Raw genomic sequence first — 26,497 nt, 5'->3', positions numbered from 1 at the left:
GTGCCCTGTTCGCCGAATGCCGTATGGCACCGGGTCCGCGGGGCGCCGGGTGGCACGAAAGATGCACCGAAACGGTGTGAACCCTGGCCCGCCCTCCGCCGTCCCCCCCACCGAGTCCGACGACGCGCCGCAGCGCATCGTCAAGGTGCGGCGCGACTACAACAGCTGGGTCGCGAGCGAAACCCTCGAGGACTACGCGCTGCGCTACACGCCGCAGCGCTTTCGCAAATGGTCCGAATGGCGGGTCGCCAACACGGCCTTCGGCGCGGCCTCGTTCCTGATCCTCGAGGCGGTGGGCGCCACGCTGCTGGTGCAGTACGGCTTCGCCAACGCCTTCTGGGCCATCCTGGCAACGGGGCTGATCATCTTCCTCGCGGGCCTGCCGATCAGCGTGTACGCGGCGCGCTACGGCGTCGACATGGACCTGCTCACGCGCGGCGCCGGCTTCGGCTACATCGGCTCCACGCTGACCTCGCTGATCTACGCGAGCTTCACCTTCATCTTCTTCGCGCTCGAGGCCGCCGTGATGGCCTACGCGCTCGAGCTGGCGCTGGGCATCCCGCCGGTCTGGGGCTACCTGGTCTGCGCGCTGGTGGTGATCCCGCTGGTCACGCACGGGGTGTCGGCGATCAGCCGGCTGCAGCTGTGGACGCAGCCGCTGTGGCTGCTGATGCTGGTCGTGCCCTTCGCCTATGTGCTGGTGCGCGATCCTGGTGCGTTCGCGGGCATCACGCACTACAACGGCGCCAAGGGTGGTGCGCAAGGATTCAATTTGCACCTGTTCGGTGCCGCCCTCACGGTGGGCATCGCGCTCATCACGCAGATGGGCGAGCAGGCCGACTACCTGCGCTTCATGCCCGCGCGCACCGCGGCCAGCCGCGGCCGCTGGTGGGCCGGGGTGCTGGCGGGCGGGCCGGGCTGGGTGGTGCTGGGCGTGGTCAAGATGCTGGGCGGCGCCGCGCTCGCCTACCTCGCGATCACGCACATGGTGCCGGTGGAGCGCGCGGTCGATCCGAACCAGATGTACCTCGCGGCCTACGAGTACGTGTTTCCGAACTACGGCTGGGCGGTGGCGGCCACCGCGCTGTTCGTGGTGATCTCGCAGCTCAAGATCAACGTCACCAACGCCTACGCGGGCTCGCTGGCCTGGAGCAACTTCTTCTCGCGCGTGGCCCACAGCCACCCGGGGCGCGTGGTGTGGGTGGTGTTCAACGCGCTGATCGCCTTCATGCTGATGGAGATGAACGTGTTCGAGGCGCTGGGCGACGTGCTCGGGCTGTTCGCCAACATCGCCATCGCCTGGATGATGGCCGTGGTGGCCGACCTGGTCATCAACAAGCCGCTGGGCCTGTCGCCGCCGGGCATCGAGTTCAAGCGCGCCCACCTGTGGGACATCAACCCGGTGGGCGTGGGCGCGATGGCGCTGGCCTCGCTGCTGTCGATCACCGCGCACCTGGGCGTGTTCGGGCCGCTGGCGCAGGCCTTCTCGGCGCTGATCGCGCTCGGCACGGCGCTCGTCGCCTCGCCGCTGCTGGCCTGGGCCACGGGCGGGCGCTACTACCTGGCGCGCGGCTCGGTCGAGGGCGCCGCGGTGGCGGCCGGCCGGCCGGTGCAGTGGGCGCGGGTGGAATCCGAAGGCGCCTACCGCCGCCTCGCGGTGCAGCGCTGCGTGATCTGCGAGCGCGAGTACGAAGGCCCCGACATGGCCCACTGCCCGGCCTACCAGGGCGCGATCTGCTCGCTGTGCTGCACGCTCGACGCGCGCTGCGGCGACCTCTGCAAGCCGCATGCGAGCCTGTCGGCGCAGTGGTCGGCGGTGCTGCGCTGGCTGCTGCCGCGGCGCAGCTGGCGCTACCTCGACACCGGCCTGGGCCACTTCCTGCTGCTGATGCTGATCATCGTGCCGCTGCTGGCGGTGGTGTTCGGCGTGCTCTACCAGCAGGAGCTGCGCGCGCTCGGCGAGAGCGCGCTCGAGCTGGCCGCTCGGAGCGAGGTGGCGCAGGCGCTCGCGGCCGCGCAGCAGGCCTCGCTGCGCTCGGGCTTCCTCAAGGCCTACATGGCGCTGCTGGTGATCGCGGGCATCGTGGCCTGGTGGCTGGTGCTGGCGCACCAGAGCCGCAAGGTGGCGCAGGAGGAATCGAACCGCCAGACCCACCTGCTGGTGCGCGAGATCGAGCTGCACCGCGAGACCGACCGCGCGCTGCAGTCGGCCACGCGCACCGCCGAGGAGGCGCGCGAGGTGGCCGAGCAGGCCAAGCTCGCGGCCGAGCAGGCGCGGCGCGCCGCCGACCAGGCCAACCAGGCCAAGAGCCGCTACATCAGCGCCATCAGCCACGAGCTGCGCACGCCGCTCAACAGCATCCTCGGCTATGCGCAGCTGATGGGCGAGGACCATTCCGTGCCGCCGCACCGCCAGCAGGCGGTGGCGGTCATCAAGCGCGGTGGCGAGCACCTGCTGTCGCTGATCGAGGGCACCCTGGCGATCGCCCACATCGAGGCCGGCAAGCTCACGCTGCATGCGCGGCCGATGCGCTTCGCCGACACCCTGCGCGAGCTGGCCGACATGTTCGAGCTGCAGGCGGCCGAGAAGGGCCTGGCCTTCCGCTTCGAGGCCGCGGGCGCGCTGCCCGAGGTGGTGCGCGCCGACGAGAAGCGGGTCTGCCAGATCCTCATCAACCTGCTGGGCAACGCGATCAAGTTCACGGCCGCCGGCCAGGTCACGCTGCGCCTCGCCTATGCGCGCGAGTTCGCCGCGGTGGAGATCGAGGACACCGGCCCGGGCATGACGGCGGCCGAGATCGAGCGCATCTTCGAGCCCTTCGCGCGCGGCGATTCGGCCGGCGCCGCGGCCGCGCCGGGCGCGGGGCTGGGCCTCACCATCGCCAAGATGCTGACCGACCTGATGGGCGGCGAGATGAAGGTCAGCAGCACGCCGGGCGTGGGCTCGCTGTTCTGCGTGCGGCTGTTCCTGCCGCGCGTGCACGAGGCGGTGGCCGGCGCCGGCCGGCCGCAGCCGGTGCAGCGCGCGCGGCGCGGCTACGAGGGGGCGCGCCGCCGGCTGCTGGTGGTCGACAACGAGGAGGCCGACCGCGAGCTGCTGGGCCATGTGCTGGCGCCGCTGGGCTTCGAGCTGCGCAGCGCGGCCAGCGGCCACGATGCGCTCGACCTGATCGCCGCCGGTTACCGGCCCGACGCCATGTTCGTCGACCTCGCGATGCCCGGCATCGACGGCTGGGAGACCATCCGCCGCGCGCGCCGGCTCGGGCTGGCCGACGCGGCGGTGGCGATCGTCTCGGCCAATGCCTTCGACAAGGGGCTCGACAACGACGTGGAGATCGCGCCCGAGGATTTCTTCGTGAAGCCGGTGCGCCACACCGAGCTGCTCGACTGGCTCGAGCGCCGGCTCGGCCTGCGCTGGACCGAGGCGGCCGCGGCCAGCGTGCCGGCGCCGGTGCAGCCGGTGCTGCGCCCGCCTTCGCGCGAGCGGCTGCGCGCGCTCGACGAGGCTGTGAGCCTCGGCTACTTCCGCGGCATCATGAACCAGCTCGACGCGATCGACGGCGAGCAGCCCGAATGCGCCGCCTGGACCGAGGCGCAGCGCGTGCTGGCGCGGCAGTTCCAGTTCGAGGCCATGGGCCGCGCGCTGGCCGAGGCGGCCCATGCGGGATGACAAACAGATGAACACACCGGCCCCCCCTGTAGAACCCGTGCCGCTCGCGCAGTCGCTGCGCGACAAGAGCGCCAACAGCGACCTGGTGCTGATCGTGGACGACGTGCCCGACAACCTCGCGGTGCTGCACGACGCGCTCGACGAGTCGGGCTATACGGTGCTGATCGCCACCAACGGCGAGCAGGCCTTGCAGCGCGCCGCCCAGGCGCGGCCCGACATCGTGCTGCTCGACGCGATGATGCCGGGCATCGACGGCTTCGAGGTCGCGCGCCGGCTCAAGGCCGACGGGATGACGGCGCACATCCCGATCGTCTTCATGACCGGCCTGACCGAGACCGAGCACCTGGTGGCCGCGCTCGAGGCCGGCGGCGTGGACTACGTGACCAAGCCGATCAAGCCCAAGGAGGTGCTGGCGCGCATGAACGTGCACCTGCAGGGCGCCCGGCGCGCGCGCCAGGTGGCGCGCCAGGCCGGCCAGGCGCGCAATGCGCTCGACGCCTTCGGCTACGCGAGCATCACGGTGCGGCTACCCGAGGGCCGGCTGATCTGGCAGACGGCGCTGGCGCGCGACCTGCTGCAGCGCTACTGCGAGACGCGCGCGCCCGAGACCCCGGCCGCCGTGCTCGACTGGCTGCGCAGCCATGCGCCGGCGGCGCGCCAGCGCGGCGTGGAGCCGCCGGCGCTGTCGATCGCGCAGGGCGCCAGCAGCCTCACGCTGCGGCTGCATCAGCAGACAGGGCACGACGACGACGGCGACGAGTGGATGATCATCATGCGCGAGGTGTCCGACACCGCCGTGATCGAGGCCATGAGCCTGAGCCTCAAGCTCACGGCGCGCGAGGCCGAGGTGCTCTACTGGGTGGTCAAGGGCAAGACCAACAAGGACATCGGCGAGATCCTCGGCAGCAGCCCGGCCACGGCCAAGAAGCACCTCGAGCGGGTCTACGTGAAGCTCGGCGTGGAGACGCGCACGGCCGCGGCCGGCGTGGCGATCAAGCGCATCCGCGAGCTGCAGCCGCAGTTCGAGATCTAGCGTTCCAGCGTTTGGGCGGCGGCGTCACGCCGCCGACTTTCCGCCTGCCTAGAATCGCGCGCCGGTTCCACCGGAACGCTCGCGATGAAGAACAACGAACACGCCACCAGAGGGACGCGCATCGGATGGCTGCTGGCCGCCTGCGGCCTGTGGGCCGGCGCGAGCGCGCACGCGGCCGGCCATTTCGACATCGACGATGCCGCCACCCTCGATCCGGGCCAGTGCCAGTACGAGACCTGGTGGGGCCGCACCGGCACCGAGCCGGTCATCGGCTTCCACCTGGGCCCGGCCTGCCGCATCGGCCCCGTGGAGCTGGGCTTCAACCTCGACCGGCTGTCGACGCTGGGTGTGCGCACGGTCACGGGCGGGCCGCAGATCAAGTGGAATTTCTTCGGCCCGGCACCCGATGCCACCTGGAGCGCCGCGGTCTCGGCCGGCACGGTGTCGGACTTGCGCACCGGCGGCCGCACGGGCGGGCAGTTCGTGCTGCCGGTCACCTGGCGCCCCACGCAGAGCCTGCAGATCCACGCCAACCTCGGTGCCGACTGGGCGCCCGGCACCGGCCAGCGCACGGCGCGCGGCGGGCTGGCCTGCGAGTGGGCGCTCAACGACACGCTGTCGCTGATCGCCGAACGCAGCCGCGTCTCGCGGCTGTGGACCTCGCGCGTGGGCGCGCGCCTGAACCTGACGCCGCTGATCAGCCTGGACCTCAGCGCCTCACGGACCGGGCCGCAGGGCGTGCGCGGGGTCGTGATCGGCCTGAACCACGAGTTCAGCTGGAACTGAGGCCGCGCCGCGCCCGGTGCGCGGCCGCCTTCGCGCGGTTGCCGCACGAGGCCATGCTGCACCAGCGGCGCGAGTGGGTCTTGGTGCGGTCCAGGAACATCAGCGTGCAGGCGTGGCCTTCGCAGGCGCGCACCCATTCGAAGTGCTCGTCGCACAGCAGCCCGGCCATGGCGCGCGCGATCGGCTGCAGCAGCTGATCGGGCGCCGAGAAGGGCTCGACGCGGCGCAGCCGCAGACCGCCACCCTCGGGGTCGGCCGCGACCTCCACATGGCTGCTGTCCTGTGCGAGCAGGCGGTTCAGGGCCTCGAGTTCGGCCGCCGCCTCCACGTCGAGCGGCCGGCCCGCGTGGCGTTCGGCGAAGTGCCGGAAGCCGTCGCGCAGCTCGCGCGCCCGCCGCGCCACCGCATCGAGCGCGGCCGCGCCGCCCCTGGCGGCCTGCAGCCGCTCGGCATCGGCCGGCGCGATCTGCTTCGCCGCCAGCAGCCATTGCAGCAGCGCCGCGCCATCGGCCAGCCATTCGACGCGCACGCCGTCGGGCGTGGCGGTGCTGTTGACGAAATCGAGCGCGAGATGGTCGCCGACGAAGGGCGCGGGCATGGGGACGGCGGTGGTGGTCATGGCAAAGGTCCTGGCGCGATGATAACCGTCAAAAAATAGATTGACAGGTTACTCAATCATGAATAACCTTTAAAAACGTCGTTAGCAGGTTATTCAAGCCCGGGAGTCCCCGGGCGCCGCCATCGGCTTGCAGGAGTCTTCCCATGGTTCGTTTCCACACCGTCGCCGTCGGCGCGCACAAGGTCTTCTATCGCGAGGCTGGCGATCCCTCGCGGCCCACCTTGCTGCTGCTGCACGGCTTCCCGAGCTCGTCGCACATGTTCCGCAACCTGATCCCGCTGCTGGCGGACCGCTTCCACATCGTCGCGCCCGACCTGCCGGGCTTCGGCTTCACCGAGTCGCCCGCGCGGCCGGCCTTCGCCTACAGCTTCGACAACCTCGCGAAGGTGATCGAGGGCTTCACCGACGCGCTCGGGCTGCGGCGCTATGCGATCTACGTGTTCGACTACGGCGCGCCCGTGGGCTTCCGGCTCGCGCTGTCGCGGCCCGAGCAGGTGAGCGCGATCGTGTCGCAGAACGGCAATGCCTACGAACAGGGGCTGAGCGAGGGCTGGGGCGTGCTGCGCACCTATTGGCGCGAGCCGAATGCCGCCAACCGCGAGGCCGTGCGCGCGGCCCAACTGACGCACGAGGCCACGCGCTGGCAGTACGTGCACGGCACGCCCGATTCGCTGCAGGTGGCGCCCGAGGCCTGGGAGCTCGACTGGGCGCTGATGCAGCGGCCCGACAACATCGAGATCCAGCTCGACCTGTTCCTCGACTACGCGAACAACGTGGCGCTGTATCCGAAGTTCCACGACTACTTCCGCAACCACCGTCCGCCCTTCCTCGCGGTCTGGGGCCGCAACGATCCCTTCTTCCTGCCGCCGGGCGCCGAGGCCTTCAAGACCGACAACCCGAACGCGCAGGTGCGTTTCCTCGACACCGGCCACTTCGCGCTCGAGACGCATGCGGCGGAGATCGGCGCGGCGATCGGCGATTTCCTCGGCCGGCTGCCGGCCGAGGGCTGAAGGCTCAGCGCAGGTAGCGTTGCATGCGCTTCTCGTCGTCGGCCAGCTGCTGGCGCATCACCGAGAGGAAGTCGCGCGCGGTCGACGACAGCACCTTGCCGGCCGGCAGCGCGAGGATGCAGGCGAAGGAGATGTCGACCGACAGCTTGCGCGCCACCAGGCCGCGCTCGGCGTAGTCGAGCGCGGTGATCGGATTGACCAGGCCCACGCCGAGCCCGCGCAGCGCCATCTCGCAGACGCTGGCGGCGTAGGGCGTCTGCACCACCATGCGCAGCGCCAGGCTCTTCTGCGCCAGCGCGGCCTCGAGCCGGCGGTGCGAGGGGTCCTCGGGGTTGAGCGCGAGGAAGGGCGCCTCCACCAGCTGCTCGGGCTCGATGCTCTTGAAGCGCGCGAGCGCATGGCCCTGCGGCATCACGACCACGCCCGGGAAATGCGCGAAGGTCGAATGCTCGAGGCCCTCGAGCGAGAGCTCGTCGGCCATCAGACCGAAGTCGGAGATGCCCATCGAGACCCGGTCGCGCACGTCCTTGGAACTGAGCACCTGCAGCGACACCTGCGGCCAGGCGCTCGCGCCGCGGTGCGCCTTGAAGCGCTCGAGCGCGCGCGGCATGAAGCCCAGCCCGAAGGCCGGATAGCAGCTGAGCTCGAGCTGGTTGGTGCCGAAGTCGCGCAGGCTGCGCACCCGGTGCTCGATCGCGTCCATGCCGATGAACACGCGCTCGACCTCCACCCACAGCGCGCGCGCCTCGGGCGTGGGCACCAGCCGCCCGCCGGTACGCTGGAACAGCTGCATGCCGGCCTGCGTCTCGAGCCGCTTGAGCGACTGGCTGATCGCCGGCTGCGTCACATGCAGCAGCGCCGCGGCCTTGCGCGTGGAACTGCTGCGCATCAGCGCCCGGAAAGTCTCGATCTCCGCAAATCGCATCGATAAGTTCCGTTATCGGTTGAGTATTTTGGGCATTCTGATTTTATTTCCGAACGCATAAGATTCGGCCCGCCACCCCGACCGACTCCTTCACACCCTACAGTGCGATGACACTCCACGCGCTCGATACCTTGCCCGCCGACCTTTCTTCCGACGCCGCCGCGGACGAGGCCCTCGCGGCCGATGCCGTGCGGCCGCTGCGCAATCCGCAACTGCGCGGCCTCCAGTGCCTGCGCTGCGAGACGCTCTATCCGGTGTCCTCGCTCAACGAAGGCTGCCCGGCCTGCCGCCGCATGGGCGTGCACATCGGCCTGCGGGCCAGCTACCTGCCGGGCACCGACGCCGGCATCCCGATGCCCTACCTGCCGGGCTTCACGCTCGGCGAAGGCAACACGCCGCTGCGCGAGCTGCCCGAACTGGCGCAGCGCCTCGGCGTGGCGCGGCTGGCGCTCAAGGACGAATCGGTCAACCCGACCGGCTCGCACAAGGACCGCATGACCGCCGTCGGCGTGGAGCAGGCGCTGGACGCCGGCGCCCACACGCTGGTGCTGGCCTCCTCGGGCAATGCCGCGGTCTCGGCCGCCCACTATGCCTGGGCCGCGGGCCTGTCCTGCGAAGTCGCGGGTTATGAAGGCCTGCCGGCCGCCTATGCGCGCCAGCTCGACGCGCTCGGCGCGCGGCGCTATGCCTTCTCCGACAACGCGGGCCGCTGGGCCTTCGTGCGCGAGCGCGCGCAGCATCCGGGCTACTTCGCGCTCACCAACTACCGGCTGCCCGCGCTGGGCAGCGCGCCGCTCGCGATCGAGGGCTACAAGCCGATCGCGGCCGAATGCCTGGCCGAGGGCGGCCTGCCCGACCACATCGTGGTGCCGACCGCGCGCGGCGACCTGGCCTGGGGCATCTACGCGGGCTTTCGCGACCTGCTGGCGGCCGGGCGCATCGCGCGGCTGCCGCGGCTGTGGCTGGTGGAGCCGTTCCCGCGGCTGTCGCGCGTGCTCGCGGGCGGCGCCGTCAACGGCAGCTATCCGGGCCACACGGCGCAGTTCTCGACCGCGGGCGCCACCGTCACCTACCTGCAATGGCAGGCCGCCACCGCCACTGCGGGCGGCGCGGTGGTGGTCAACGACGACGAGGCGCGCGCGGCGCGGCGGCTGCTGACGGCCGCCGGCGTGAGCGCCGAACTCTGCGCGGCCGCGGGCCTGGGCGCGCTGCGGCAGCTGCGCGACAACGGCCTGGTGGCGGCCGATGCGCACGTGGTGCTGATGCTGACCGCGAGCGCCGCCTGCGACCCGAGCTGGCCCGATCCGCCGGTCTGAGACCGGTTCTTTCTTCCTTCGTCCCTCGTTCACGGAGCACGCGATGCGCCGACGTACCTTCCTTGCCGTTTCATCGGCAGGCGCCCTGCTGGGCGCCACCGGCAACGCCCAGGCGGGCGCCTTTCCCGACCGGCCCGTGAAGCTGGTCGTGCCCTGGGCCGCGGGCGGCAGCACCGATGCCATCGCGCGCGCCATGGCGCAGCGCATGAGCCAGACGCTGGGCCAGTCGGTGATCGTCGACAACCGCCCGGGCGCGGCCGGCCAGATCGGCACCGACGCCGCCGCCAAGGCGCCGCCCGACGGCTACATGCTGGTTATCGTCGAGCTGCCGCATGCCATCGCGCCGGCCGTGACGGCGAAGCTGCCCTACGACCTGCTGCGCGACTTCACGCCGGTGACCATGATCGGCACCTCGCCGCTGGTGCTGTTCGCGGGCATGGACGAGGGCAGCAAGGACTTCCGCAGCTTCATGAAGACGGCCGCCGCGAGCGCCGCGCCGCCCGCGATCGCGCACAGCGGCGCGGGCACCGTGAGCCATCTCGCGGGCGAGCTGCTGGCGCAGCGCTCGAAGATCCGTTTCAACATGGTCCCGTACCGCGGCTCGGCGCCCGCGCTCACCGACGTGGCCGCGGGCACGGTGGCCGGCCATTTCGCGACCCTGGCCAGCGGCTCGAGCCTGGTGGGCGCGCGCCGCATCCGGCCGCTGCTGGTGGCGAGCACGAAGCGCGTGGACATCCCGGGCCTGCAGGGCGTGCCCGCGCTGGCCGAGAGCGGCCTCGCGGGCATGGAGATCGACCAGTGGTGGGCGCTGGTCGCGCCCGCCACCACGCCGCTCGAGGTGGTGGAGAAGCTGCGCGCCGAGGCCGTCGCGGCGCTGGCCCATGCCTCGGTGAAGGAGCGCATGTCGGCGCTTGGCGTGCAGCTGCGCGGCTCGACCACCGGCGAGCTGCGTGCCTTCATGCGCGCCGAGGCCGAGCGCTGGCAGCGCGTGGCGCGCGAGATCGGGCTGCAGCCGCAGTAAGCCGCGCCGACTCCTAGCGGGCGTCGCTGTAGACGGTGGCGCGCGACACGCCCATGTGCGCGGCCGCGATCTCGGCGCCGCGACGGATCTCGAGAAAGCCTTCCTTCTTGAGTTCCTGCACCAGCTGCTTGCGGTCGGCCGGCTTGAGCGAGCGCGGCGTGGTCGCGCGCGCGGCCGCGAAGGCGTCGATGCGCGCATGGATGCGCTCGGACTGACCGCTGCCCGGCTCGAGGTGCTCGCGCACCTCGCTGTCGTCGATGCGCGTGAACTGCGACATCGCGCTCTGGAAGCTCTGGAACAGGGTCAGGTCCACGTTCAGGCACAGCGCGGCCACGTACTCGCCGTGCTCGTCCTTGATGCCGATCGAGGTGCTCTTGACCTTGCGGCCGTCGGGAAAGGCATTGGCGTAGTTCGCGATCACGGCCGGGAATTCGGGATCGCGGATGCGCGCGAGCCCGAGCTCGGTGACCGACTGGCCGACCTGCCGGCCGCTCAGGCCGTTCTCGATCGCATGGATCGCGTTCTCGGGGTTGCGCAGGTCGTGCACCACCACCTCGCAAAAGGGGGCGAAGGTCTGGCCCAGGCCCTCGGCGATGTGGTCGAGCATCTCGAGCAGGTGCTTGTCGGACTTCTTCTTCATGCGGGTGAATGTATCCAGGTCTGGACGAAGCATCCAAACCGCGCGCCAAAACTGTACAAAAAGTATATTAATGGATATATTGTCTGGAACCTCGGTGCCCTCCGGCGGCCGCCTTCGCGGGCGGCGCGCCGACTTCCCTCTTTCTTTCTCTGCTCGGAGAAACCCATGAAGAAGATCCGTCTGGCGTTCCCTGTCCTCGTCCTCTCGCTGCTGGCCGCCGGTGCCGGCCCGGCCTCGGCCGACACCCTGCGCAAGCTCGCCGACAGCGGCCGCATCGCGATGGGCGTGCGCGACTCGGGCGCGCCGCTGTCCTATGCGCTCGGCGCGGGCCGCTACACCGGCTACCACGTCGAGCTCTGCGAACGCGTGATCGCCGGCCTGCGCGAGGCGCAGCGGCTGCCCGCGCTGGCCATCGACTACCAGCCCGTGACCTCGTCGAACCGCATTCCGCTGGTGCGCAACGGCACGGTCGACCTCGAGTGCGGCACCACCACCAACAACGCGGCGCGCCAGAAGGAGGTGGCGTTCGCGCTCACCACCTACGTCACCGAGGTACGGCTCGCGGTGGCCGCGAAGTCGGGCATCGCCTCGATCGCGCAGCTGCAGGGCAAGACGGTGGTCGTGACCTCGGGCTCGAGCGCGGTGAAGACCGCGCGGCTGCACAAGAAGGCGGCCGGCGTCGAGTTCCAGGAGGTCTACGGCAAGGACACGGGCGACAGCTTCCTGCTGCTACAGACCGGCCGCGCCGATGCCTGGGTCGACGACGACAACATCCTCGCGGGCAACATCGCGAGCGCGCGCGCGCCGGGCGACTTTCGCATCGCGGGCGAGACCTTCGCGGTGGAGCCGATCGCGATCATGCTGCGGCGCGACGACCCGGCCTTCAAGGCCGCGGTCGATGCCCAGCTGCGCCGGCTGATGGCCGACGGCGAGCTCGCGAAGCTCTACGACAAGTGGTTCGTGCAGCCGATCCCGCCGCGCAACGCGGCGCTGAACCTGCCGATGAGCGCCGCGCTGCGCCAGGCGATCGCGGCGCCGAACGACAACCCCTCCGAGGCCTACCAGGCCCGCTGAATCCATTCATCAAGCAACGAAGGACCCTCTCCATGCCGAACACCCCGCACTACATCGACCCGCGCACCGGCCGTACCCACGGCCTGCTCGAGCGCCGCTGGCGCTCCGACGACGGCCATTCGATGATGATCACGCCGCTGCCCGGCATCTCGCGCGACGACATCGACACGCGCGTGCGCTCGCTGTGGCGCTACCGCGCGGCGCTGCCAGTGGCCATCGAGCAGCCCGCGAGCCTGGGCGAGGGCTGCACGCCGCTCGTGCAGAAGCGCTGGGGCGGGCTCGAGCCCTTCTTCAAGCTCGAGTGGTTCAACCCCACCTGCAGCTTCAAGGACCGCGGCGCGGCCGTGATGATGTCCTTCCTGCGCCAGATCGGCGTCGATGCGGTGCTCGAGGACAGCTCGGGCAATGGCGGCGCTGCGATCGCCGCCTCCGGTGCCGCGGCGGGCCTGCGCGTGAAGGTGCTCGCGCCCGCCTACACGCCCGCGCCCAAGGTGGCGCAGATCCGCGCCTTTGGCGCCGAGGTGCAGCTCGTGCCTGGCCCGCGCGAGGCTTCTGAAGAAGAGGCGGTGCGCCAGTCCTCCGAGATCTTCTACGCGAGCCACAACTGGCACCCGTTCTTCCTGCAGGGCACGAAGACGCTGGCCTATGAGCTCTGGGAGGACCTGGGCTTCGAGGCGCCCGACAACGTGATCATCCCGGCCGGCGCGGGCAGCAACGTGCTCGGTTGCCACATCGGCTTCAAGGAGCTGCTGGCGGCCGGGCAGATCCGCCGGCTGCCGCGCATCTTCGTCGCGCAGCCGCTCAACTGCTCGCCGATCGACGCGAGCTTCACGGCCGGCGCCGACACGCTGGTCGAGCGCGCGGTGGCGCCGACCATCGCCGAGGGCACGGCGATCAAGCGGCCGGTGCGGCTGCGCGAGATCCTGCAGGCGCTGCGCGAGACGCGCGGGGGCACGGTGGCGCTGACCGAGGAGCAGATCGCGGCGGCCGTGCGACGGCTGGCGGCGACCGGGCTCTATGCCGAGCCGACCTCCTCGTCGGCCGCTGCCGCCATTGAGGTGCTGGAACAGCGCGGCGAGATCCGCGCGGGCGAGAAGACGGTGGTGCTGCTGACGGGCACCGGGCTCAAGTCGACGCAGTTCATGACCGAGCTGTTCGCCGGGGCGGCCAGCTGATCGACCGGGCGCCCCGCGCGCAGCGGGGCGCTCGCTTTACCAGCCGTGCAGCCGTGGCCAGGCCCGCAGGCTGCCGTCCTGCGCGAGCGCGTGGTATTCGGGGAACTGGGCGCCGGTCGCGCAGGCATGGTTGGGCAGGATGCGCAGCCGCGTGCCGATCGGGAAGCGTTCGACGATGTCCGCGGCCGTGCCGTCCGCCAGCGACAGGATGCCGTGCTCCTGGTTCGCGCCGCTCAGCACATAGCCTTCGATCACGCGGCCCTCGAGGTCGCAGGCCTGGCCGTAGCCGAAGTCGTGCTTCTGCTTCGCGGTGCCGCGGTCGCGGCTCATCGCCATCCAGCCCGCGTCGAGGATGGCCCAGCCCTTCTCGGCCTGGTGGCCGATGACGGTGGCCAGCACGCTCAGCGCGATGTCCTCGGGCGCGCAGACGCCGATGTTGTGCATCACGAGGTCGAAGAACACGTAGACGCCGGCGCGTACTTCGGTCACGCCGTCGAGCCGCGCGGCCGACAGCGCGGTGGGCGTGGAGCCCACGCTCACGACCGCGCAGGGCAGGCCGGCCGCGCGCAGCCGCTCGGCGGCCTGCACGCAGCCCGCGCGTTCCTGCTCGGCCATGGCCGCGAGCGCCTCGGGCGTGTCGAGTTCGTAGCTCGAGCCCGCATGCGTGAGCACGCCCGCCAGCCGCATGCCGCCGTCGTGCAGCACGCGCCCGACCTCGAGCAGCGCGGCCTCGCCGGGCTTGATGCCCGAGCGGTGGCCGTCGGTGTCGATCTCGATCAGCACCTCGAAGGCCTCGCCCTGCGCGCGGCCGAAATCGACGATGGCGCGGGCCGAGGCCAGGCTGTCGGTGATGATCGTCAGCCGGCAGCCCGCGCGGCGCAGCGCGAGCGCCTGCGGCAGCTTGGCCGCGGCCATGCCCACCGCGTAGAGGATGTCGTCGATGCCGTCGGCGTGGAACTGCGCGGCCTCCTTGAGCGTGGAGACCGTGATGCCCAGCGCGCCCGCCGCGAGCTGCGCCTGCGCGACCGGCGTGCACTTGCTGGTCTTCACGTGCGGACGGAAGCGCACGCCCAGCGCGTCCATGTGTTCTTGCATGCGCGCGATGTTGCGCTGCATGCGCGGCAGGTCGATCAGGGCGGCGGGGGTGTCGAGTTCGGCGAGGGAGGGGGTGGTGGTCATGGCGGGGAGGGAAGAGGGGGGAGTTACCAGGGCCAGGCGATGCGCGTGCCGGTGCCGGTCGCGGCCGCGCGCCGCTGCAGCATGCGCGCCACGGTCAGGTCCTGCAGCGCGAGGCCGGTCATGTCGAACACGGTGATGTCGTCGGCGGCGCGCTCGAAGGCCGCGCGGCCCGAGAGCAGGTCGCCGAGCTCGATGCTGGCGGTGTCGGGCGCCCACTGGGTCTCGCCGATCTGCCGTGCCTGCACGCGGTCGTCGACGACCAGGCGCGCGCGCGGCAGCAGGCCGTCGGGCAGTTCGCGCTTGCCGCGCGTGTCGGCGCCCACGCAGTTCAGATGGGTGCCGGGTTGCACAGCCTCGAGGTCGAACAGCGCGCCGGCGCCGGGCGTGGCGGTGATCACGAGGTCGCTGTGGGCGACAGCCTCGTGGCGGTCGGCCGCCGGCGCTATCGCGCAGCGCGCGGCGAAGGCGGCCTCGAAGCTGGCGTCGCGCCCGCTGCTGGCGCTCACGTAGCGCACCTCGGCCAGCAAGGGCAGGGTGCGCAGCGCGAACTCGAGCTGCACCCGCGCCTGCACGCCGGTGCCGAAGACGCAGGCGCGCGTGCTGTTGGGCCGCGCGAGCGTGCGCAGGCCCAGCGCGCCGGCCGCGCCGGTGCGCAGCGTGGTGACCGCGTTGCCGTCGATCAGGCATTGCGGCCGGCCGGTCAGCGGGTCGATCAGCAGGATCGTGGCCTGGTGGGGCTCGCCGCCGCGCGCGCGGTTGGCCGGCCAGAAACCCGCGGCTTTGAAGCCGAGCAGCCCCTGCGCGGGCACGTCGCCCGACTTGATGCCGAACACGCCGCCGCTGGCCAGCGGCTCGCGCACCACCGGAAACACCCGGCCCTCGCGTGCGCTGTGCAGCACGAAGGCCTCGCGCACGGCCTCGAGCACGTCCTCGGGAGCGAGCAGGGCGTCGACCTGGTGCTTGTCGAGCAGCAGCAGCGAGGCGTCGGCGGGCGACGATGGGGCTTCATTCATCTGGAAATATTATCCAATTCCAGACGAAAAGTAAAACACAAGGAAGGCGGCCGGCCGCTGCGGGCTTCAGCGCCCGGTCTGCACCTTGATGCGGATGCTGCGCACCTCCCAGCCGCGGTTGCGCAGCCGGGTCACGAGCATCGGCGCCAGCTGGCGCAGCTTGGCGGCCGCGGCGCTGCCCTTGACCAGCAGGCACCATTCGTCGCCCTCGGCCGGGCCGGCCTGGATGGCGGGGCGCATCAGCGGCGGGATCAGTTCCTCGACCGCGCGCAGCCGGTCGCCGGCGTCGCGCGCGCGCGCGATCAGGCTCGCCAGCGTGGGCGAATCCTCGGCCGCCTGCTGCAGCGTGAACGGGGGCGTGGAACGGCGATTCATTCGTAATTCTGAGGGTGAAACAAGACAGCTAAAATGCCCGGTTTGCCGGCGGTCCCGCCGGGAAAATCGTTCAAATCCGATAACCCGACTACCGATAACCGGCACGGGCTTCCGACTTTCGAAGGCTTGCTTTTGAAAGAGGTGCGCCCAACTGCTCTCACCATATCTTAGGGAATCCGGTCGCAGTGCCTGTCGTGTCAGGTGCCCGCCCACCTCCACCCATGGCCACCAACTTCCTGACCCAGATCTTCGGCAGTCGCAACGACCGGCTACTCAAGCAGTACCGCAAGACGGTCGCGCGCATCAACGCGCTCGAACCCGAATTCGAAAAGCTAGGCGACGACGCGCTGCGCGCCAAGACCCAGGAATTCAAGGACCGCATCGCCAAGGGCGAGAGCCTCGACGACCTGCTGCCCGAAGCCTTCGCCACCGTGCGCGAGGGCTCCAAGCGCGTGATGAAGATGCGCCACTTCGACGTCCAGCTGCTCGGCGGCATGGCGCTGCACAACGGCAAGATCTCCGAAATGCGCACCGGCGAAGGCAAGACGCTGACCGCCACGCTGCCGGTGTACCTGAACGCGCTGTCCGGCAAGGGCGTGCACGTGGTGACGGTCAACGACTACCTGGCCAACCGCGACGCGACCTGGATGGGCCGGCTCTACAACTTCCTCGGCCTGTCGGTGGGCATCAACCTGCCGCAGATGCCGCGCGAGGAGAAGCAGGCCGCCTACGGCAGCGACATCACCTACGGCACCAACAACGAGTACGGCTTCGACTACCTGCGCGACAACATGGTCTACGAGCCCGGCGACCGGGTTCAGCGCAAGCTGAACTACGCGATCGTCGACGAGGTGGACTCGATCCTGATCGACGAGGCCCGCACGCCGCTGATCATCAGCGGCCAGGCCGAGGACCACACCGACCTGTACCTCGCCATCAACAAGGTGGTGCCGCTGCTCAAGAAGCAGGAAGGCGAAGCCGACCCGCGCACCGGCGAAGGCGTCACGGTGCCCGGCGACTTCACGGTCGACGAGAAGACGCACCAGGTGTTCCTGACCGAGGACGGCCACGAGAACGCCGAACGCATCCTCGGCGAGTTCAAGCTGCTGCCCGAGGGCGCCTCGCTCTACGACCCGGCCAACATCACGCTGATGCACCATCTGAACGCGGCGCTGCGCGCCCGTCACCTCTACCACCGCGACCAGCACTACGTGGTGCAGCAGGGCGAGGTGGTGATCGTCGACGAGTTCACCGGCCGCCTGATGACCGGACGCCGCTGGAGCGACGGCCTGCACCAGGCCGTGGAAGCCAAGGAAGGCGTGGAGATCCAGGCCGAGAATCAGACCCTGGCCTCGATCACCTTCCAGAACTACTTCCGCCTGTACGGCAAGCTTGCCGGCATGACCGGCACGGCCGACACCGAGGCCTACGAATTCCAGGAGATCTACGGCCTGGAAACCATGATCATCCCGCCGAACCGCGTGAGCAAGCGCGACGACCAGCTCGACCGCGTCTACAAGACCACGCGCGAGAAGTACGAGGCGGCGATCCAGGACATCCGCGAGTGCTACGAGCGCGGCCAGCCGGTGCTGGTGGGCACCTCCTCGATCGAGAACTCCGAGATCATCGACGGCCTGCTCACGCAGGCGGGCCTGCCGCACCAGGTGCTCAACGCCAAGCAGCATGCGCGCGAGGCCGACATCGTGGCGCAGGCCGGCCGCACCAAGATGATCACGATCGCGACCAACATGGCCGGCCGCGGTACCGACATCGTGCTGGGCGGCAACATCGAGAAGATGATCGAGGCGGTCGAGGCCGACGAAGGCCGCGACGAGGCCGCGAAGAAGGCCGACATCGAGCACATCCGCGCCGAGTGGAACAACGACCACGAGTTCGTGAAGTCGCTCGGCGGCCTGCGCATCATCGCCACCGAGCGCCACGAGTCGCGCCGCATCGACAACCAGCTGCGCGGGCGTTCGGGCCGCCAGGGCGACCCGGGCTCCTCGCGCTTCTACCTGAGCCTGGACGATCCGCTGATGCGCATCTTCGCGGGCGACCGCGTGAAGGCGATCATGGACCGCCTGAAGATGCCCGACGGCGAGGCCATCGAGGCCGGCATCGTCACGCGCAGCATCGAGAGCGCGCAACGCAAGGTCGAGGCGCGCAACTTCGACATCCGCAAGCAGCTGCTCGAGTACGACGACGTGTCGAACGACCAGCGCAAGGTGATCTACCAGCAGCGCAACGACATCCTCGACGCCGGCGATCTCGGCGCCCAGATCGCGGCGCTGCGCGAAGGCTGCTTCATCGACCTGGTGCGCCAGTACGTGCCGGCCGAGTCGGTGGAAGAGCAGTGGAACATCCCGGCGCTCGAGCAGGCCCTGTTCAACGAGTGGGGCATCGACATGCCGCTCGCGAAGATCGTCGAGGGCTCCGAAGCCATCTCCGACGAGGACATCGTCGAGAAGGTGGTGCAGGCCGCCAACGAGACCTTCGACGCCAAGGTCGCGCTGATCGGCCCCGAGAACTTCACGCAGTTCGAGCGCATGGTGCTGCTGCAGAGCATCGACACCCACTGGCGCGAACACCTGGCCTCGCTCGACTACCTGCGCCAGGGCATCCACCTGCGCGGCTACGCGCAGAAGCAGCCCAAGCAGGAATACAAGCGCGAGGCCTTCGAGCTGTTCGGCCAGCTGCTCGACTCGGTCAAGAACGAAGTCACGCGCCAGCTCATGACGGTGCGCGTGCAGTCGAGCGAGCAGCTCGACCAGGCGGCCGAGGCGATGGAGAACCGCGGCGAGAACGTCTCGAACATCACCTATTCGGCACCCACCGAGACCGGCGAGGTCGAGGTGCGCGTCGACGAGGAAAGCCAGCGCCGCATCGCGGCCGCGGGCCTGGGCACGCTGAGCGCCGAGGCGGCCGCCTTCGCGCGCGTCGGCCGCAACGACCCGTGCCCCTGCGGCAGTGGCAAGAAATATAAACATTGCCACGGCAAACTCAGCTGACCCGCAACTCCGAAGAGATACCGCCATGCCCGTGAACCTGTCCGCTCCCGATCCCGCCGCCTTGTTCGCGGTCCCCGGCATCCGCATCGGCGTGGCCGAAGCGGGCGTGCGCAAGGCCAACCGCAAGGACCTGACGGTCGTGCTGATCGACGAAGGCGCCGCGGTCGGCGGCGTGTTCACGCAGAACCGCTTCTGCGCTGCGCCGGTGCAGGTCTGCCGCGACCACCTCGCGGCCGGCCACGGCATCCGCGCGATGCTGATCAACACCGGCAATGCCAACGCCGGCACCGGCGAGGACGGCCTGACGCGCACCCGCGCCACCTGCATCGCGCTGGCGCGCCAGCTCGACCTGGCGCCCGAGCAGATCCTGCCGTTCTCGACCGGCGTGATCATGGAGCCGCTGCCGATCGACCGCATCGAGGCCGGCCTGCCCGCCGCGCTGGCCGATGCCGCCGATAACCACTGGGCCCGTGCCGCCGAAGGCATCATGACCACCGACACCGTACCCAAGGCCTTCAGCCGCCAGGTGCAGGTCGGCGGCGCCACGGTCAGCGTCACCGGCATCAGCAAGGGCGCCGGCATGATCCGCCCGAACATGGCGACCATGCTGGGCTTCATGGCCACCGACGCGAAGATCGACCCGGCGCTGATCCAGCCGCTGGCCAAGCAGCTGGCCGACGCTTCGTTCAACCGCGTGACCATCGACGGCGACACCTCGACCAACGATTCCTTCGTGGTCATCGCCACGCAGAAGGCCGCGCACGCGACCATCACCTCGCTGACCTCGGCCGAGGGCCAGGCGCTCGTGGCCGCGATGCAGGACGTGGCGCGCCTGCTGGCGCAGGCCATCGTGCGCGACGGCGAAGGCGCGACCAAGTTCATCGCGGTGCAGATCGACGGCGGCCGCGACGCCGCTGAATGCCGCCAGGTGGCCTATGCGATCGCGCATTCGCCGCTGGTGAAGACCGCCTTCTACGCCAGCGACCCGAACCTCGGCCGCATCCTTGCGGCCGTGGGCTACGCGGGCATCGCCGACCTCGACCAGACCGGCATCGACCTGTTCCTCGACGACGTGCACGTGGCGGTCAAGGGCGGCCGCAACCCGGCCTACCGCGAGGAGGACGGCCAGCGCGTGATGAAGCAAAGCGAGATCACGGTGCGCGTGAACCTCGGCCGCGGCAATGCCAGCGAAACCGTCTGGACCTGCGACTTCAGCCACGACTACGTGTCGATCAACGCCGACTACAGATCCTGATTTTTCGATGAACGAGCAGTTCCAGAGACTGATCGAGCGCGCCGAGCAGCTCATCAACCGCATCGAATCGATCCTGCCCCAGCCGCTGGCCGAGCCGGCCGACTGGAATGCCTCGATCGCCTGGCGCTACCGCCGCCGCAGCTCGGGCCATGGCGTGCTCGAGCCGGTGAAGCACGTGGCCGCGATGGCGCTCGATTCGCTCAAGGAAATCGACGTCCAGAAGGAAAAGATCGAGCGCAACACGCGCCAGTTCGTCGAGGGCAAGCCGGCCAACAACGTGCTGCTGACGGGCGCGCGCGGCACCGGCAAGTCCTCGCTGATCCGCGCCTGCCTGCAGGCCTATGCGCCGCAGGGCCTGCGCCTGATCGAGGTCGACAAGGCCGAGCTCACCGACCTGCCCGACATCGTCGAGGTGGTGTCGCAGCGGCCCGAGAAATTCATCGTCTTCAGCGACGACCTGAGCTTCGACGAGGGCGAGCCGGGCTACAAGGCGCTCAAGTCGATCCTCGACGGCTCGATCGCAGCGGCCACGCCCAACGTGCTGATCTACGCGACCAGCAACCGGCGCCACCTGCTGCCCGAGTACATGAAGGACAACCTCAGCTACACCCACACCGAGGATGGCGAGGTCCATCCGGGGGAGGTGATCGAGGAGAAGATCTCGCTGTCGGAGCGCTTCGGCCTCTGGGTCAGCTTCTATCCGTTCAGCCAGAACGAGTACCTCGCGATCGTGGCCCAGTGGCTGTCGTCGTTCGGCGTCGATGCCGCCGCGATCGAGGCCGCGCGGCCCGAGGCGCTGGTCTGGGCGCTCGAGCGCGGCTCGCGCAGCGGTCGCGTGGCCTACCAGTTCGCGCGCGATTACGCGGGGCGGGCCACTGCATGAGCACGGAGCCGGCCCAGCCGCGCAAGCACACCGAGGTCGCGGTCGGCGTGCTGATCCGCACGGCCGACGATGCGCTGCTGCTGTCGACCCGCCCGCCCGGCAAGCCCTATGCGGGCTACTGGGAGTTTCCGGGCGGCAAGATCGAGGCCGGCGAGACGGTCGAGGAGGCGCTGCGGCGCGAGCTGCAGGAAGAACTCGGCATCACCATCGACGGCGCCGCGGTCTGGAAAGTGACCGAGCACGACTACCCGCATGCGCTGGTGCGCCTGCACTGGTGCAAGGTCACGGCCTGGCACGGCGACTTCGAGATGCGCGAAGGCCAGCAGATGGCCTGGCAGCACCTGCCGCTGGACGTGGCGCCCGTGCTGCCGGGCGCGCTGCCGGTGCTCGAATGGCTGGTGCAGGAGCGCGGCCTGCCCGCGTCGGCGGCCCAGGCCGTATCGACCCTGGCCTGAGCGCCGCGGCGTGGCGATGCCTGCGCCGCTGACTGGGTCCCGGCGCCGCGCGCCGCGGGCCTGAGCGAAGAACGAACAAGAGACGGATGCATCCCAAGTACCGCCCCGACATCGATGGCCTGCGCGCCGTGGCCGTGGCCTCGGTGGTGGCGTACCACGCCTTCCCGAAGGCGCTGCCCGGTGGCTTCGTGGGGGTGGACATCTTCTTCGTGATCTCGGGCTTCCTGATCACGACGATCATTCTTCAGAGCCAGGCGGCGGGCGACTTCAGCTACCGCGACTTCTACGCACGGCGCGTGCGGCGCATCTTCCCGGCGCTGATGCTGGTGCTGGCGGCGACCCTGGCCTTCGGCTGGTACGTGCTGCTGAACCGCGAGTTCGTGGAGCTGGGCAAGCAGGCCGCGGGCGGGGCGGCCTTCATCGCGAACTTCGTGTTCTGGGGCGAGGCGGGGTACTTCGACACGGCGGCGGAGACCAAGCCGCTGCTTCACCTGTGGTCGCTGGGGATCGAGGAGCAGTTCTACATCTTCTGGCCGCCGCTCTTGGCGCTGGCGTGGCGCCGGCGCTGGCCGATGCTGCGCGTGCTGTGGGCGCTGGCGGTGGTGTCGTTCCTGATCAACGTGCTGACGATCCATCCGTTTCGCACAGCGGCGTTCTACTCGCCGCTGTCGCGCTTCTGGGAGCTGATGGCGGGCGGGATCCTGGCGTGCATGCGGTTGAGGGATGCGGGGGCGACGAAGCCTGCGTGGCGCAGCCATGTGCAGTCGGTGCTGGGCGTGGGGCTGATCGTGCTGGGGCTGGTGATGATCCGGGCCGACAAGGCGTTTCCGGGCTGGTGGGCGCTGCTTCCGGTGCTGGGCGCGGCGAGCTGCATCGCGGCGGGGCCGCAGGGGGTGCTGAACCGCTACCTGCTGTCGAACCCGCTGATGGTGGGCATCGGGCTGATCAGCTATCCGTTGTACCTGTGGCATTGGCCGCTCTTGTCCTATGCGCGCATCGTGCAGGGCGCGGCGCCGTCGGCGGCCGTGAGCGCGGCGATGGTCGCGGCCAGCGTTGTGCTGGCCTGGCTCACCTACCGCACGGTGGAGCGCGCCGTCCGGACGCGCACGCAGCCCGCCACCCTGCGCGTGCTGGGCGGCAGCGCCGTCGCGGTGCTCGCCGTGGCGGTCGCGGTGCAACTGGGCCTGCCCGCGCCGCGGCACGACAACCCGATGCTGCAGACGCTGAGCAACGCGTCGTCCGACGGCGAGTACTACGAAGGCCTCGCGTCGGAGACGCTCGACGGCCACTTCGTGCGCCGCATCGGCGAGGGCGCGCGCAAGGTGCTGGTGATCGGCGACAGCCATATCTCGCAGTACGCGCCGCGCGCGCGCGCGCTGGCACGCAGCGCGCCCGATGCGATGTCGACCACCTACTTCTTCGAATACCCGGCCTGCGCGCCGGTGCCGGGCATGGTGGTGGCGATCAATCCAGGCTGCGCGCCGCGGCGCGCGCAGATGCTCAAGTCCGCCTTCGATCCGAAGATCGATGCCGTGATGGTCGGCGCCTGCTGGAACTGCTACTTCACCGGCAACTTCTACATGCCCTATGTGTTCCAGGACGGCGCCTCGGCGCTGCCGATCAACGACGGCGGCCCCGGCATCGAGCCGGCCCTTGCGTCGCTGCAGAAGCTGCTGGGCGAACTCGCGCGCCACAAGACGGTCTACCTGCTGCTGGACAACCCGATGGGCAGCGATTTCGAACCGGGCCGCATGATCGCGGGCAGCCGTCTCGGCACGATGACCGTGCTCGCGACGGCAGGCAGCGCGGTGCTGCCGCCCGCGCAGGAGCGCTTGAACGACCGGCTGCGCGCGATCGCGCTGGCCGCCGGTGCCGAGCCGATCGACGCGGTCGGACAGCTGTGCCGGGAAGGCCGGTGCCTGCGCACCATGCCCGACGGCGCGCCGGCCTATCTCGACAGCAACCATCTGCGTCCGGCCTACATCCGTGACCACGCGCGCTACGTCGATCCCGTGTTCCTCGCACCCGCCGCGCCATCGCGCGCCGGCAACTGAAAGAACGGCCCGGAGGGGCACCGATGCATCCCAAGTACCGTCCCGACATCGATGGCCTGCGCGCCGTGGCCGTGGCCTCGGTGGTGGCGTACCACGCCTTTCCGAAGGCGCTGCCCGGTGGCTTCGTGGGGGTGGACATCTTCTTCGTGATCTCGGGCTTCCTGATCACGACGATCATTCTTCAGAGCCAGGCGGCGGGCGACTTCAGCTACCGCGACTTCTACGCACGGCGCGTGCGGCGCATCTTCCCGGCGCTGATGCTGGTGCTGGCGGCGACCCTGGCCTTCGGCTGGTACGTGCTGCTGAACCGCGAGTTCGTGGAGCTGGGCAAGCAGGCCGCGGGCGGGGCGGCCTTCATCGCGAACTTCGTGTTCTGGGGCGAGGCGGGGTACTTCGACACGGCGGCGGAGACCAAGCCGCTGCTGCACCTGTGGTCGCTGGGGATCGAGGAGCAGTTCTACATCTTCTGGCCGCCGCTCTTGGCGCTGGCGTGGCGCAGGCGCTGGCCGATGCTGCGCGTGCTGTGGGCGCTGGCGGTGGTGTCGTTCCTGATCAACGTGCTGACGATCCATCCGTTCCGCACGGCGGCGTTCTACTCGCCGCTGTCGCGCTTCTGGGAGTTGATGGCGGGCGGGATCCTGGCGTGCATGCGGTTGAGGGATGCCGGGGCGACGAAGCCCGCGTGGCGCAGCCATGTGCAGTCGGTGCTGGGCGTGGGGCTGATCGTGCTGGGGCTGGTGATGATCCGGGCCGACAAGGCGTTCCCGGGCTGGTGGGCGCTGCTGCCGGTGCTGGGTGCGGCGAGTTGCATCGCGGCGGGGCCGCAGGGGGTGCTGAACCGCTACCTGCTGTCGAACCCGCTGATGGTGGGCATCGGGCTGATCAGCTATCCGCTGTACCTGTGGCATTGGCCGCTACTGGTGTACCCGCGCATCCTCAATGGCGGCTGGGAGCCCTCGGCGGGCGTGCGCACCGGCGCGGTGGTCGCGGCGGTGCTGCTGGCCTGGCTGACCTACCGCTTTCTCGAACGTTTCACGCGCACCCGCGCGGGCGCGCCGCTGCTGCGCGGCCTGGTCGGCATCGGCTGCGCGATCGTGCTGGCCGGCGTGATGGTGGTGGCCGGCCTGCCGGCGCGCAACGGCGGCGAGATGCTGCAGAAGGTGACCGACGCGACCGTGGACGACGGCTACTACGACGGCTTCACGCCCGAGAAGGTGGGCCCGCACCTGGTCTACCGGGTCGGCCGCGGCGAGCGCAAGGTGCTCTTGATCGGCGACAGCCACATGCAGCAGTACGGGCCGCGCGCCAAGGCGCTCGAGCGCCTCGCGCCCGAGCGCATGGCGACCGCCTACTTCTACACCTGGGGCGCCTGCGCGCCGATTCCCGGCATGTTCGCCGAGGGCAACCCGGCCTGCGGCGAGCAGCGCGACGGCATGCTGCAGCTCGCACGCGCGCCGCAGATCGACACCGTGGTGTTCGGCGGCTGCTGGAACTGCTACTTCAGCGGCGACTTCCCGCTGGCCTACGAGTACCGCGAGGGCCGCGCGGTCTACCCGGTGAACAACGGCGGGCCCGGCATCGCGCCGGCGCTCTCGATGCTAGGCCACACCATGGCCGAGCTCGTGAAGCAGAACAAGAAGGTCTACCTGCTGCTCGACAACCCGAGCGGCATGGACTTCCAGCCGCAGCGCATGATCGCGGGCAGCCGGCTCGGCACGATGACGGTGGTGCTCGATTCGCCGACGGCCCCGGTGCCCGCAGCGCAGGCCGAGCTCAACGCACGGCTGCGGCAGATCGCGCTGGACAGTGGTGCGCAGGTGGTCGAGCCGATGGCCTCGCTGTGCAAGGACGGCCAGTGCCTGCGCGTGACGGCCGACGGCAAGCCGGTCTACAAGGACGGCGAGCATCTGCGGCCCGTGTACACGCGCGCGCACGCGGACTATGTCGACAGGATCTTTCTCGCAGAGGCGGCGCCGGCCGCCGCGGGCGGCAAGTAAGTCGGCCCACGGATTTCCGCGGGCCGATCGTCTACTGCTGCGCCTTGGGATCGCCGAAAGGCTCGTCGTCGGGCGGGGCTTCGGCCGGCATCCTGAACTCCTCGCTGGCCCAGGCACCGAGGTCGATGCCCTTGCAGCGCGCACTGCAGAACGGGCGGTAGGGGTTGCGTTCCGAATAGACGCTGTCGCCGCCGCAGCTCGGGCAGCGGACGATGCGTTCGCCCTCGCGGGGCTCGATGCGCTCTTCGCCGGTCATGCGCACAGGGTGAGTTCGAAGGGGGTGTCGTCGCTGCTCTGGTGGAGGCGGTCGTCGCTCTCGTGGCGCATGAGCCGCACCGAGACCATGAGCCGGTTGCCGCTGATCTCGGGGATCAGGCCGAGCTTGGGATCGATGCGCAGGCGCAGCAGCTGGAAGCTGCGTCCCTGCGGCAGGTTCTGCTGGAACTGCCCGTTGGTGGCGATGACCTTGTAGGGCACGTCGGCGTCGCGCAGCAGCTTGAGCAGCAGGTAGATCGACTCGGCCAGCGGCGCCAGCGTGCCCGACCAGCGTTCGAGGTCGGCGCGGCGGCTCTGGGTGCTGCGGTGCTGCCAGGCGTAGTAGGCGGGCAGGTCGAATTCGCAAGTGCCGCCCGGAATGCTCGCGCGGCTGCGGATGCTCATCAACCACTCGTTCTCGGTCAGCGACTGGCCGGCCTTGCCCGCGATGCCGTTGAGCGTGTTGAAGTTGCGCTCGAGCTGCGCCACCACCTGGTCGAGCGCGGCCTCGGAGATGTTCGGATTGCCGCGATAGGCATTGAAGGCGGACTTGTGCTTCTCGAGGTCGCGCATGACGTCGGCCTTGAGGTCCGCGCGCGCGGCCACGTCCATGATCTCGAAGATGGTGACGAGCGCGAAGTGGTGGGACAGGGGCGACTCGGCAGGCACCAGCTCGCCGAGGCGGCGAAACAGGTGCTCCAGTCGCAGATAGGTCCGGATGCGCTCGTTGAAGGGGTACTCGTAGAGGATCACG

The 26,497-nt window shown here is 70.1% G+C and carries 22 protein-coding genes; 14 read left to right on the top strand and 8 right to left on the bottom strand.

Annotation, left to right across the window (positions count from 1 at the left end; genetic code table 11):
- Positions 1-61 precede the first annotated feature (61 nt).
- The 3 genes from AC07RV_RS25965 (at position 62) to AC07RV_RS25955 (ending at position 5,489) form a co-directional block, all read left to right on the top strand.
- A complete protein-coding gene (locus AC07RV_RS25965) occupies positions 62-3,670 on the top strand; it encodes an ATP-binding protein (RefSeq protein ID WP_296785437.1) in 3,609 nt (1,202 codons plus the stop codon).
- A 7-nt stretch (positions 3,671-3,677) separates the two neighbouring features.
- Positions 3,678-4,703 (top strand): response regulator transcription factor, encoded by a 1,026-nt coding sequence (locus AC07RV_RS25960; protein ID WP_296785440.1) that lies wholly within the window; start codon positions 3,678-3,680, stop codon positions 4,701-4,703.
- Positions 4,704-4,787: 84 nt separating this feature from the next.
- Complete coding sequence (locus AC07RV_RS25955; protein ID WP_281077198.1) at positions 4,788-5,489, top strand: PA4824 family protein; 702 nt, start codon at positions 4,788-4,790, stop codon at positions 5,487-5,489.
- On the opposite strand, the gene AC07RV_RS25950 is transcribed toward AC07RV_RS25955, so the two are convergent.
- Positions 5,476-6,108, bottom strand: a complete 633-nt coding sequence (locus AC07RV_RS25950) for a CGNR zinc finger domain-containing protein (RefSeq protein ID WP_296785442.1) — start codon at positions 6,106-6,108, stop codon at positions 5,476-5,478. The genes AC07RV_RS25955 and AC07RV_RS25950 overlap by 14 nt on opposite strands.
- A gap of 143 nt (positions 6,109-6,251) precedes the next feature.
- Here AC07RV_RS25950 and AC07RV_RS25945 point away from each other — a divergent pair, with 143 nt between their 5' ends.
- On the top strand, positions 6,252-7,118 hold the full coding sequence (locus tag AC07RV_RS25945) for an alpha/beta fold hydrolase (RefSeq protein ID WP_296785444.1): 867 nt from the start codon (positions 6,252-6,254) through the stop codon (positions 7,116-7,118).
- Between the two features lie 4 nt (positions 7,119-7,122).
- Here the strand turns inward: AC07RV_RS25945 and AC07RV_RS25940 are convergent, their stop codons facing one another.
- On the bottom strand, positions 7,123-8,043 hold the full coding sequence (locus tag AC07RV_RS25940) for a LysR substrate-binding domain-containing protein (protein ID WP_093341057.1): 921 nt from the start codon (positions 8,041-8,043) through the stop codon (positions 7,123-7,125).
- A gap of 107 nt (positions 8,044-8,150) precedes the next feature.
- Here AC07RV_RS25940 and AC07RV_RS25935 point away from each other — a divergent pair, with 107 nt between their 5' ends.
- Together AC07RV_RS25935 and AC07RV_RS25930 are read left to right on the top strand one after the other, a co-directional pair.
- Positions 8,151-9,359: a pyridoxal-phosphate dependent enzyme gene (locus AC07RV_RS25935; protein ID WP_296785447.1), complete on the top strand. Its 1,209-nt coding sequence runs from the start codon at positions 8,151-8,153 to the stop codon at positions 9,357-9,359.
- Between the two features lie 43 nt (positions 9,360-9,402).
- Positions 9,403-10,380, top strand: coding sequence for a Bug family tripartite tricarboxylate transporter substrate binding protein (locus AC07RV_RS25930; RefSeq protein WP_296785449.1), 978 nt, complete (start codon positions 9,403-9,405; stop codon positions 10,378-10,380).
- Positions 10,381-10,393: 13 nt separating this feature from the next.
- On the opposite strand, the gene AC07RV_RS25925 is transcribed toward AC07RV_RS25930, so the two are convergent.
- Positions 10,394-11,020, bottom strand: coding sequence for a helix-turn-helix transcriptional regulator (locus tag AC07RV_RS25925; RefSeq protein ID WP_093341052.1), 627 nt, complete (start codon positions 11,018-11,020; stop codon positions 10,394-10,396).
- A gap of 165 nt (positions 11,021-11,185) precedes the next feature.
- On the opposite strand from AC07RV_RS25925, the gene AC07RV_RS25920 reads away from it, so the two are divergent.
- A complete protein-coding gene (locus AC07RV_RS25920) occupies positions 11,186-12,094 on the top strand; it encodes an amino acid ABC transporter substrate-binding protein (protein ID WP_296785451.1) in 909 nt (302 codons plus the stop codon).
- A gap of 32 nt (positions 12,095-12,126) precedes the next feature.
- A complete protein-coding gene (locus tag AC07RV_RS25915) occupies positions 12,127-13,269 on the top strand; it encodes a threonine synthase (protein ID WP_296785454.1) in 1,143 nt (380 codons plus the stop codon).
- Between the two features lie 36 nt (positions 13,270-13,305).
- On the opposite strand, the gene AC07RV_RS25910 is transcribed toward AC07RV_RS25915, so the two are convergent.
- The 3 genes from AC07RV_RS25910 to AC07RV_RS25900 form a co-directional block, all read right to left on the bottom strand.
- Positions 13,306-14,448 carry a DSD1 family PLP-dependent enzyme gene (locus AC07RV_RS25910; RefSeq protein WP_296785456.1) on the bottom strand — a complete coding sequence of 381 codons (1,143 nt, stop codon included), beginning with the start codon at positions 14,446-14,448 and terminating at the stop codon, positions 13,306-13,308.
- Between the two features lie 23 nt (positions 14,449-14,471).
- A complete protein-coding gene (locus tag AC07RV_RS25905; RefSeq protein ID WP_296785459.1) occupies positions 14,472-15,461 on the bottom strand; it encodes an ornithine cyclodeaminase family protein in 990 nt (329 codons plus the stop codon).
- Positions 15,462-15,527: 66 nt separating this feature from the next.
- Positions 15,528-15,836: a hypothetical protein gene (locus AC07RV_RS25900; protein WP_093341044.1), complete on the bottom strand. Its 309-nt coding sequence runs from the start codon at positions 15,834-15,836 to the stop codon at positions 15,528-15,530.
- A gap of 221 nt (positions 15,837-16,057) precedes the next feature.
- On the opposite strand from AC07RV_RS25900, the gene secA reads away from it, so the two are divergent.
- The 6 genes from secA to AC07RV_RS25870 all read left to right on the top strand — a co-directional run bounded on the left by secA (position 16,058) and on the right by AC07RV_RS25870 (position 25,488).
- The gene (gene secA / locus AC07RV_RS25895) at positions 16,058-18,844 is read left to right on the top strand and encodes a preprotein translocase subunit SecA (RefSeq protein ID WP_093341043.1); all 2,787 of its coding nucleotides are present in this window, start codon (positions 16,058-16,060) and stop codon (positions 18,842-18,844) included.
- Between the two features lie 25 nt (positions 18,845-18,869).
- The gene (argJ, locus tag AC07RV_RS25890; RefSeq protein ID WP_296785463.1) at positions 18,870-20,099 is read left to right on the top strand and encodes a bifunctional glutamate N-acetyltransferase/amino-acid acetyltransferase ArgJ; all 1,230 of its coding nucleotides are present in this window, start codon (positions 18,870-18,872) and stop codon (positions 20,097-20,099) included.
- Positions 20,100-20,106: 7 nt separating this feature from the next.
- Entirely contained in the window at positions 20,107-20,982 is an 876-nt protein-coding gene (locus AC07RV_RS25885) for an ATP-binding protein (RefSeq protein ID WP_093341040.1), read from the top strand.
- Positions 20,979-21,437 carry an NUDIX domain-containing protein gene (locus AC07RV_RS25880; protein WP_296785466.1) on the top strand — a complete coding sequence of 153 codons (459 nt, stop codon included), beginning with the start codon at positions 20,979-20,981 and terminating at the stop codon, positions 21,435-21,437. Before AC07RV_RS25885 ends, AC07RV_RS25880 begins: the two co-directional genes overlap by 4 nt.
- Positions 21,438-21,523: 86 nt before the next feature.
- Complete coding sequence (locus AC07RV_RS25875) at positions 21,524-23,491, top strand: acyltransferase family protein (protein ID WP_492714412.1); 1,968 nt, start codon at positions 21,524-21,526, stop codon at positions 23,489-23,491.
- A gap of 23 nt (positions 23,492-23,514) precedes the next feature.
- Positions 23,515-25,488: an acyltransferase family protein gene (locus tag AC07RV_RS25870; RefSeq protein ID WP_492714410.1), complete on the top strand. Its 1,974-nt coding sequence runs from the start codon at positions 23,515-23,517 to the stop codon at positions 25,486-25,488.
- Between the two features lie 31 nt (positions 25,489-25,519).
- Here AC07RV_RS25870 and AC07RV_RS25865 read toward each other — a convergent pair whose 3' ends face one another.
- Positions 25,520-25,744, bottom strand: coding sequence for a DNA gyrase inhibitor YacG (locus AC07RV_RS25865; RefSeq protein ID WP_203202663.1), 225 nt, complete (start codon positions 25,742-25,744; stop codon positions 25,520-25,522).
- Positions 25,741-26,496, bottom strand: a complete 756-nt coding sequence (gene zapD / locus AC07RV_RS25860) for a cell division protein ZapD (RefSeq protein WP_057592104.1) — start codon at positions 26,494-26,496, stop codon at positions 25,741-25,743. Before zapD ends, AC07RV_RS25865 begins: the two co-directional genes overlap by 4 nt.
- Position 26,497 lies beyond the last annotated feature (1 nt).

Source organism: Variovorax sp. GW821-FHT09B01 (assembly GCF_059418345.1).
The sequence above is the reverse complement of the archived record's forward strand: the minus strand, read 5'-3'. Positions and strand labels throughout refer to the sequence as shown.

What these genes read in the sequence shown, in the direction of transcription:
- AC07RV_RS25920 (WP_296785451.1), top strand. Translation starts at nt 11,186, where the DNA reads ATGAAGAAGATCCGTCTGGCGTTCCCTGTCCTCGTCCTCTCGCTGCTG.
- AC07RV_RS25945 (WP_296785444.1), top strand. Translation starts at nt 6,252, where the DNA reads ATGGTTCGTTTCCACACCGTCGCCGTCGGCGCGCACAAGGTCTTCTAT.
- AC07RV_RS25905 (WP_296785459.1), bottom strand. Translation starts at nt 15,461, where the DNA reads ATGAATGAAGCCCCATCGTCGCCCGCCGACGCCTCGCTGCTGCTGCTC.
- AC07RV_RS25900 (WP_093341044.1), bottom strand. Translation starts at nt 15,836, where the DNA reads ATGAATCGCCGTTCCACGCCCCCGTTCACGCTGCAGCAGGCGGCCGAG.
- AC07RV_RS25950 (WP_296785442.1), bottom strand. Translation starts at nt 6,108, where the DNA reads ATGACCACCACCGCCGTCCCCATGCCCGCGCCCTTCGTCGGCGACCAT.
- AC07RV_RS25925 (WP_093341052.1), bottom strand. Translation starts at nt 11,020, where the DNA reads ATGAAGAAGAAGTCCGACAAGCACCTGCTCGAGATGCTCGACCACATC.
- secA (WP_093341043.1), top strand. Translation starts at nt 16,058, where the DNA reads ATGGCCACCAACTTCCTGACCCAGATCTTCGGCAGTCGCAACGACCGG.
- AC07RV_RS25880 (WP_296785466.1), top strand. Translation starts at nt 20,979, where the DNA reads ATGAGCACGGAGCCGGCCCAGCCGCGCAAGCACACCGAGGTCGCGGTC.
- AC07RV_RS25870 (WP_492714410.1), top strand. Translation starts at nt 23,515, where the DNA reads ATGCATCCCAAGTACCGTCCCGACATCGATGGCCTGCGCGCCGTGGCC.
- AC07RV_RS25930 (WP_296785449.1), top strand. Translation starts at nt 9,403, where the DNA reads ATGCGCCGACGTACCTTCCTTGCCGTTTCATCGGCAGGCGCCCTGCTG.
- AC07RV_RS25940 (WP_093341057.1), bottom strand. Translation starts at nt 8,043, where the DNA reads ATGCGATTTGCGGAGATCGAGACTTTCCGGGCGCTGATGCGCAGCAGT.
- AC07RV_RS25965 (WP_296785437.1), top strand. Translation starts at nt 62, where the DNA reads ATGCACCGAAACGGTGTGAACCCTGGCCCGCCCTCCGCCGTCCCCCCC.
- AC07RV_RS25935 (WP_296785447.1), top strand. Translation starts at nt 8,151, where the DNA reads ATGACACTCCACGCGCTCGATACCTTGCCCGCCGACCTTTCTTCCGAC.
- AC07RV_RS25910 (WP_296785456.1), bottom strand. Translation starts at nt 14,448, where the DNA reads ATGACCACCACCCCCTCCCTCGCCGAACTCGACACCCCCGCCGCCCTG.
- AC07RV_RS25865 (WP_203202663.1), bottom strand. Translation starts at nt 25,744, where the DNA reads ATGACCGGCGAAGAGCGCATCGAGCCCCGCGAGGGCGAACGCATCGTC.
- AC07RV_RS25875 (WP_492714412.1), top strand. Translation starts at nt 21,524, where the DNA reads ATGCATCCCAAGTACCGCCCCGACATCGATGGCCTGCGCGCCGTGGCC.
- AC07RV_RS25960 (WP_296785440.1), top strand. Translation starts at nt 3,678, where the DNA reads ATGAACACACCGGCCCCCCCTGTAGAACCCGTGCCGCTCGCGCAGTCG.
- AC07RV_RS25915 (WP_296785454.1), top strand. Translation starts at nt 12,127, where the DNA reads ATGCCGAACACCCCGCACTACATCGACCCGCGCACCGGCCGTACCCAC.
- AC07RV_RS25885 (WP_093341040.1), top strand. Translation starts at nt 20,107, where the DNA reads ATGAACGAGCAGTTCCAGAGACTGATCGAGCGCGCCGAGCAGCTCATC.
- AC07RV_RS25955 (WP_281077198.1), top strand. Translation starts at nt 4,788, where the DNA reads ATGAAGAACAACGAACACGCCACCAGAGGGACGCGCATCGGATGGCTG.
- argJ (WP_296785463.1), top strand. Translation starts at nt 18,870, where the DNA reads ATGCCCGTGAACCTGTCCGCTCCCGATCCCGCCGCCTTGTTCGCGGTC.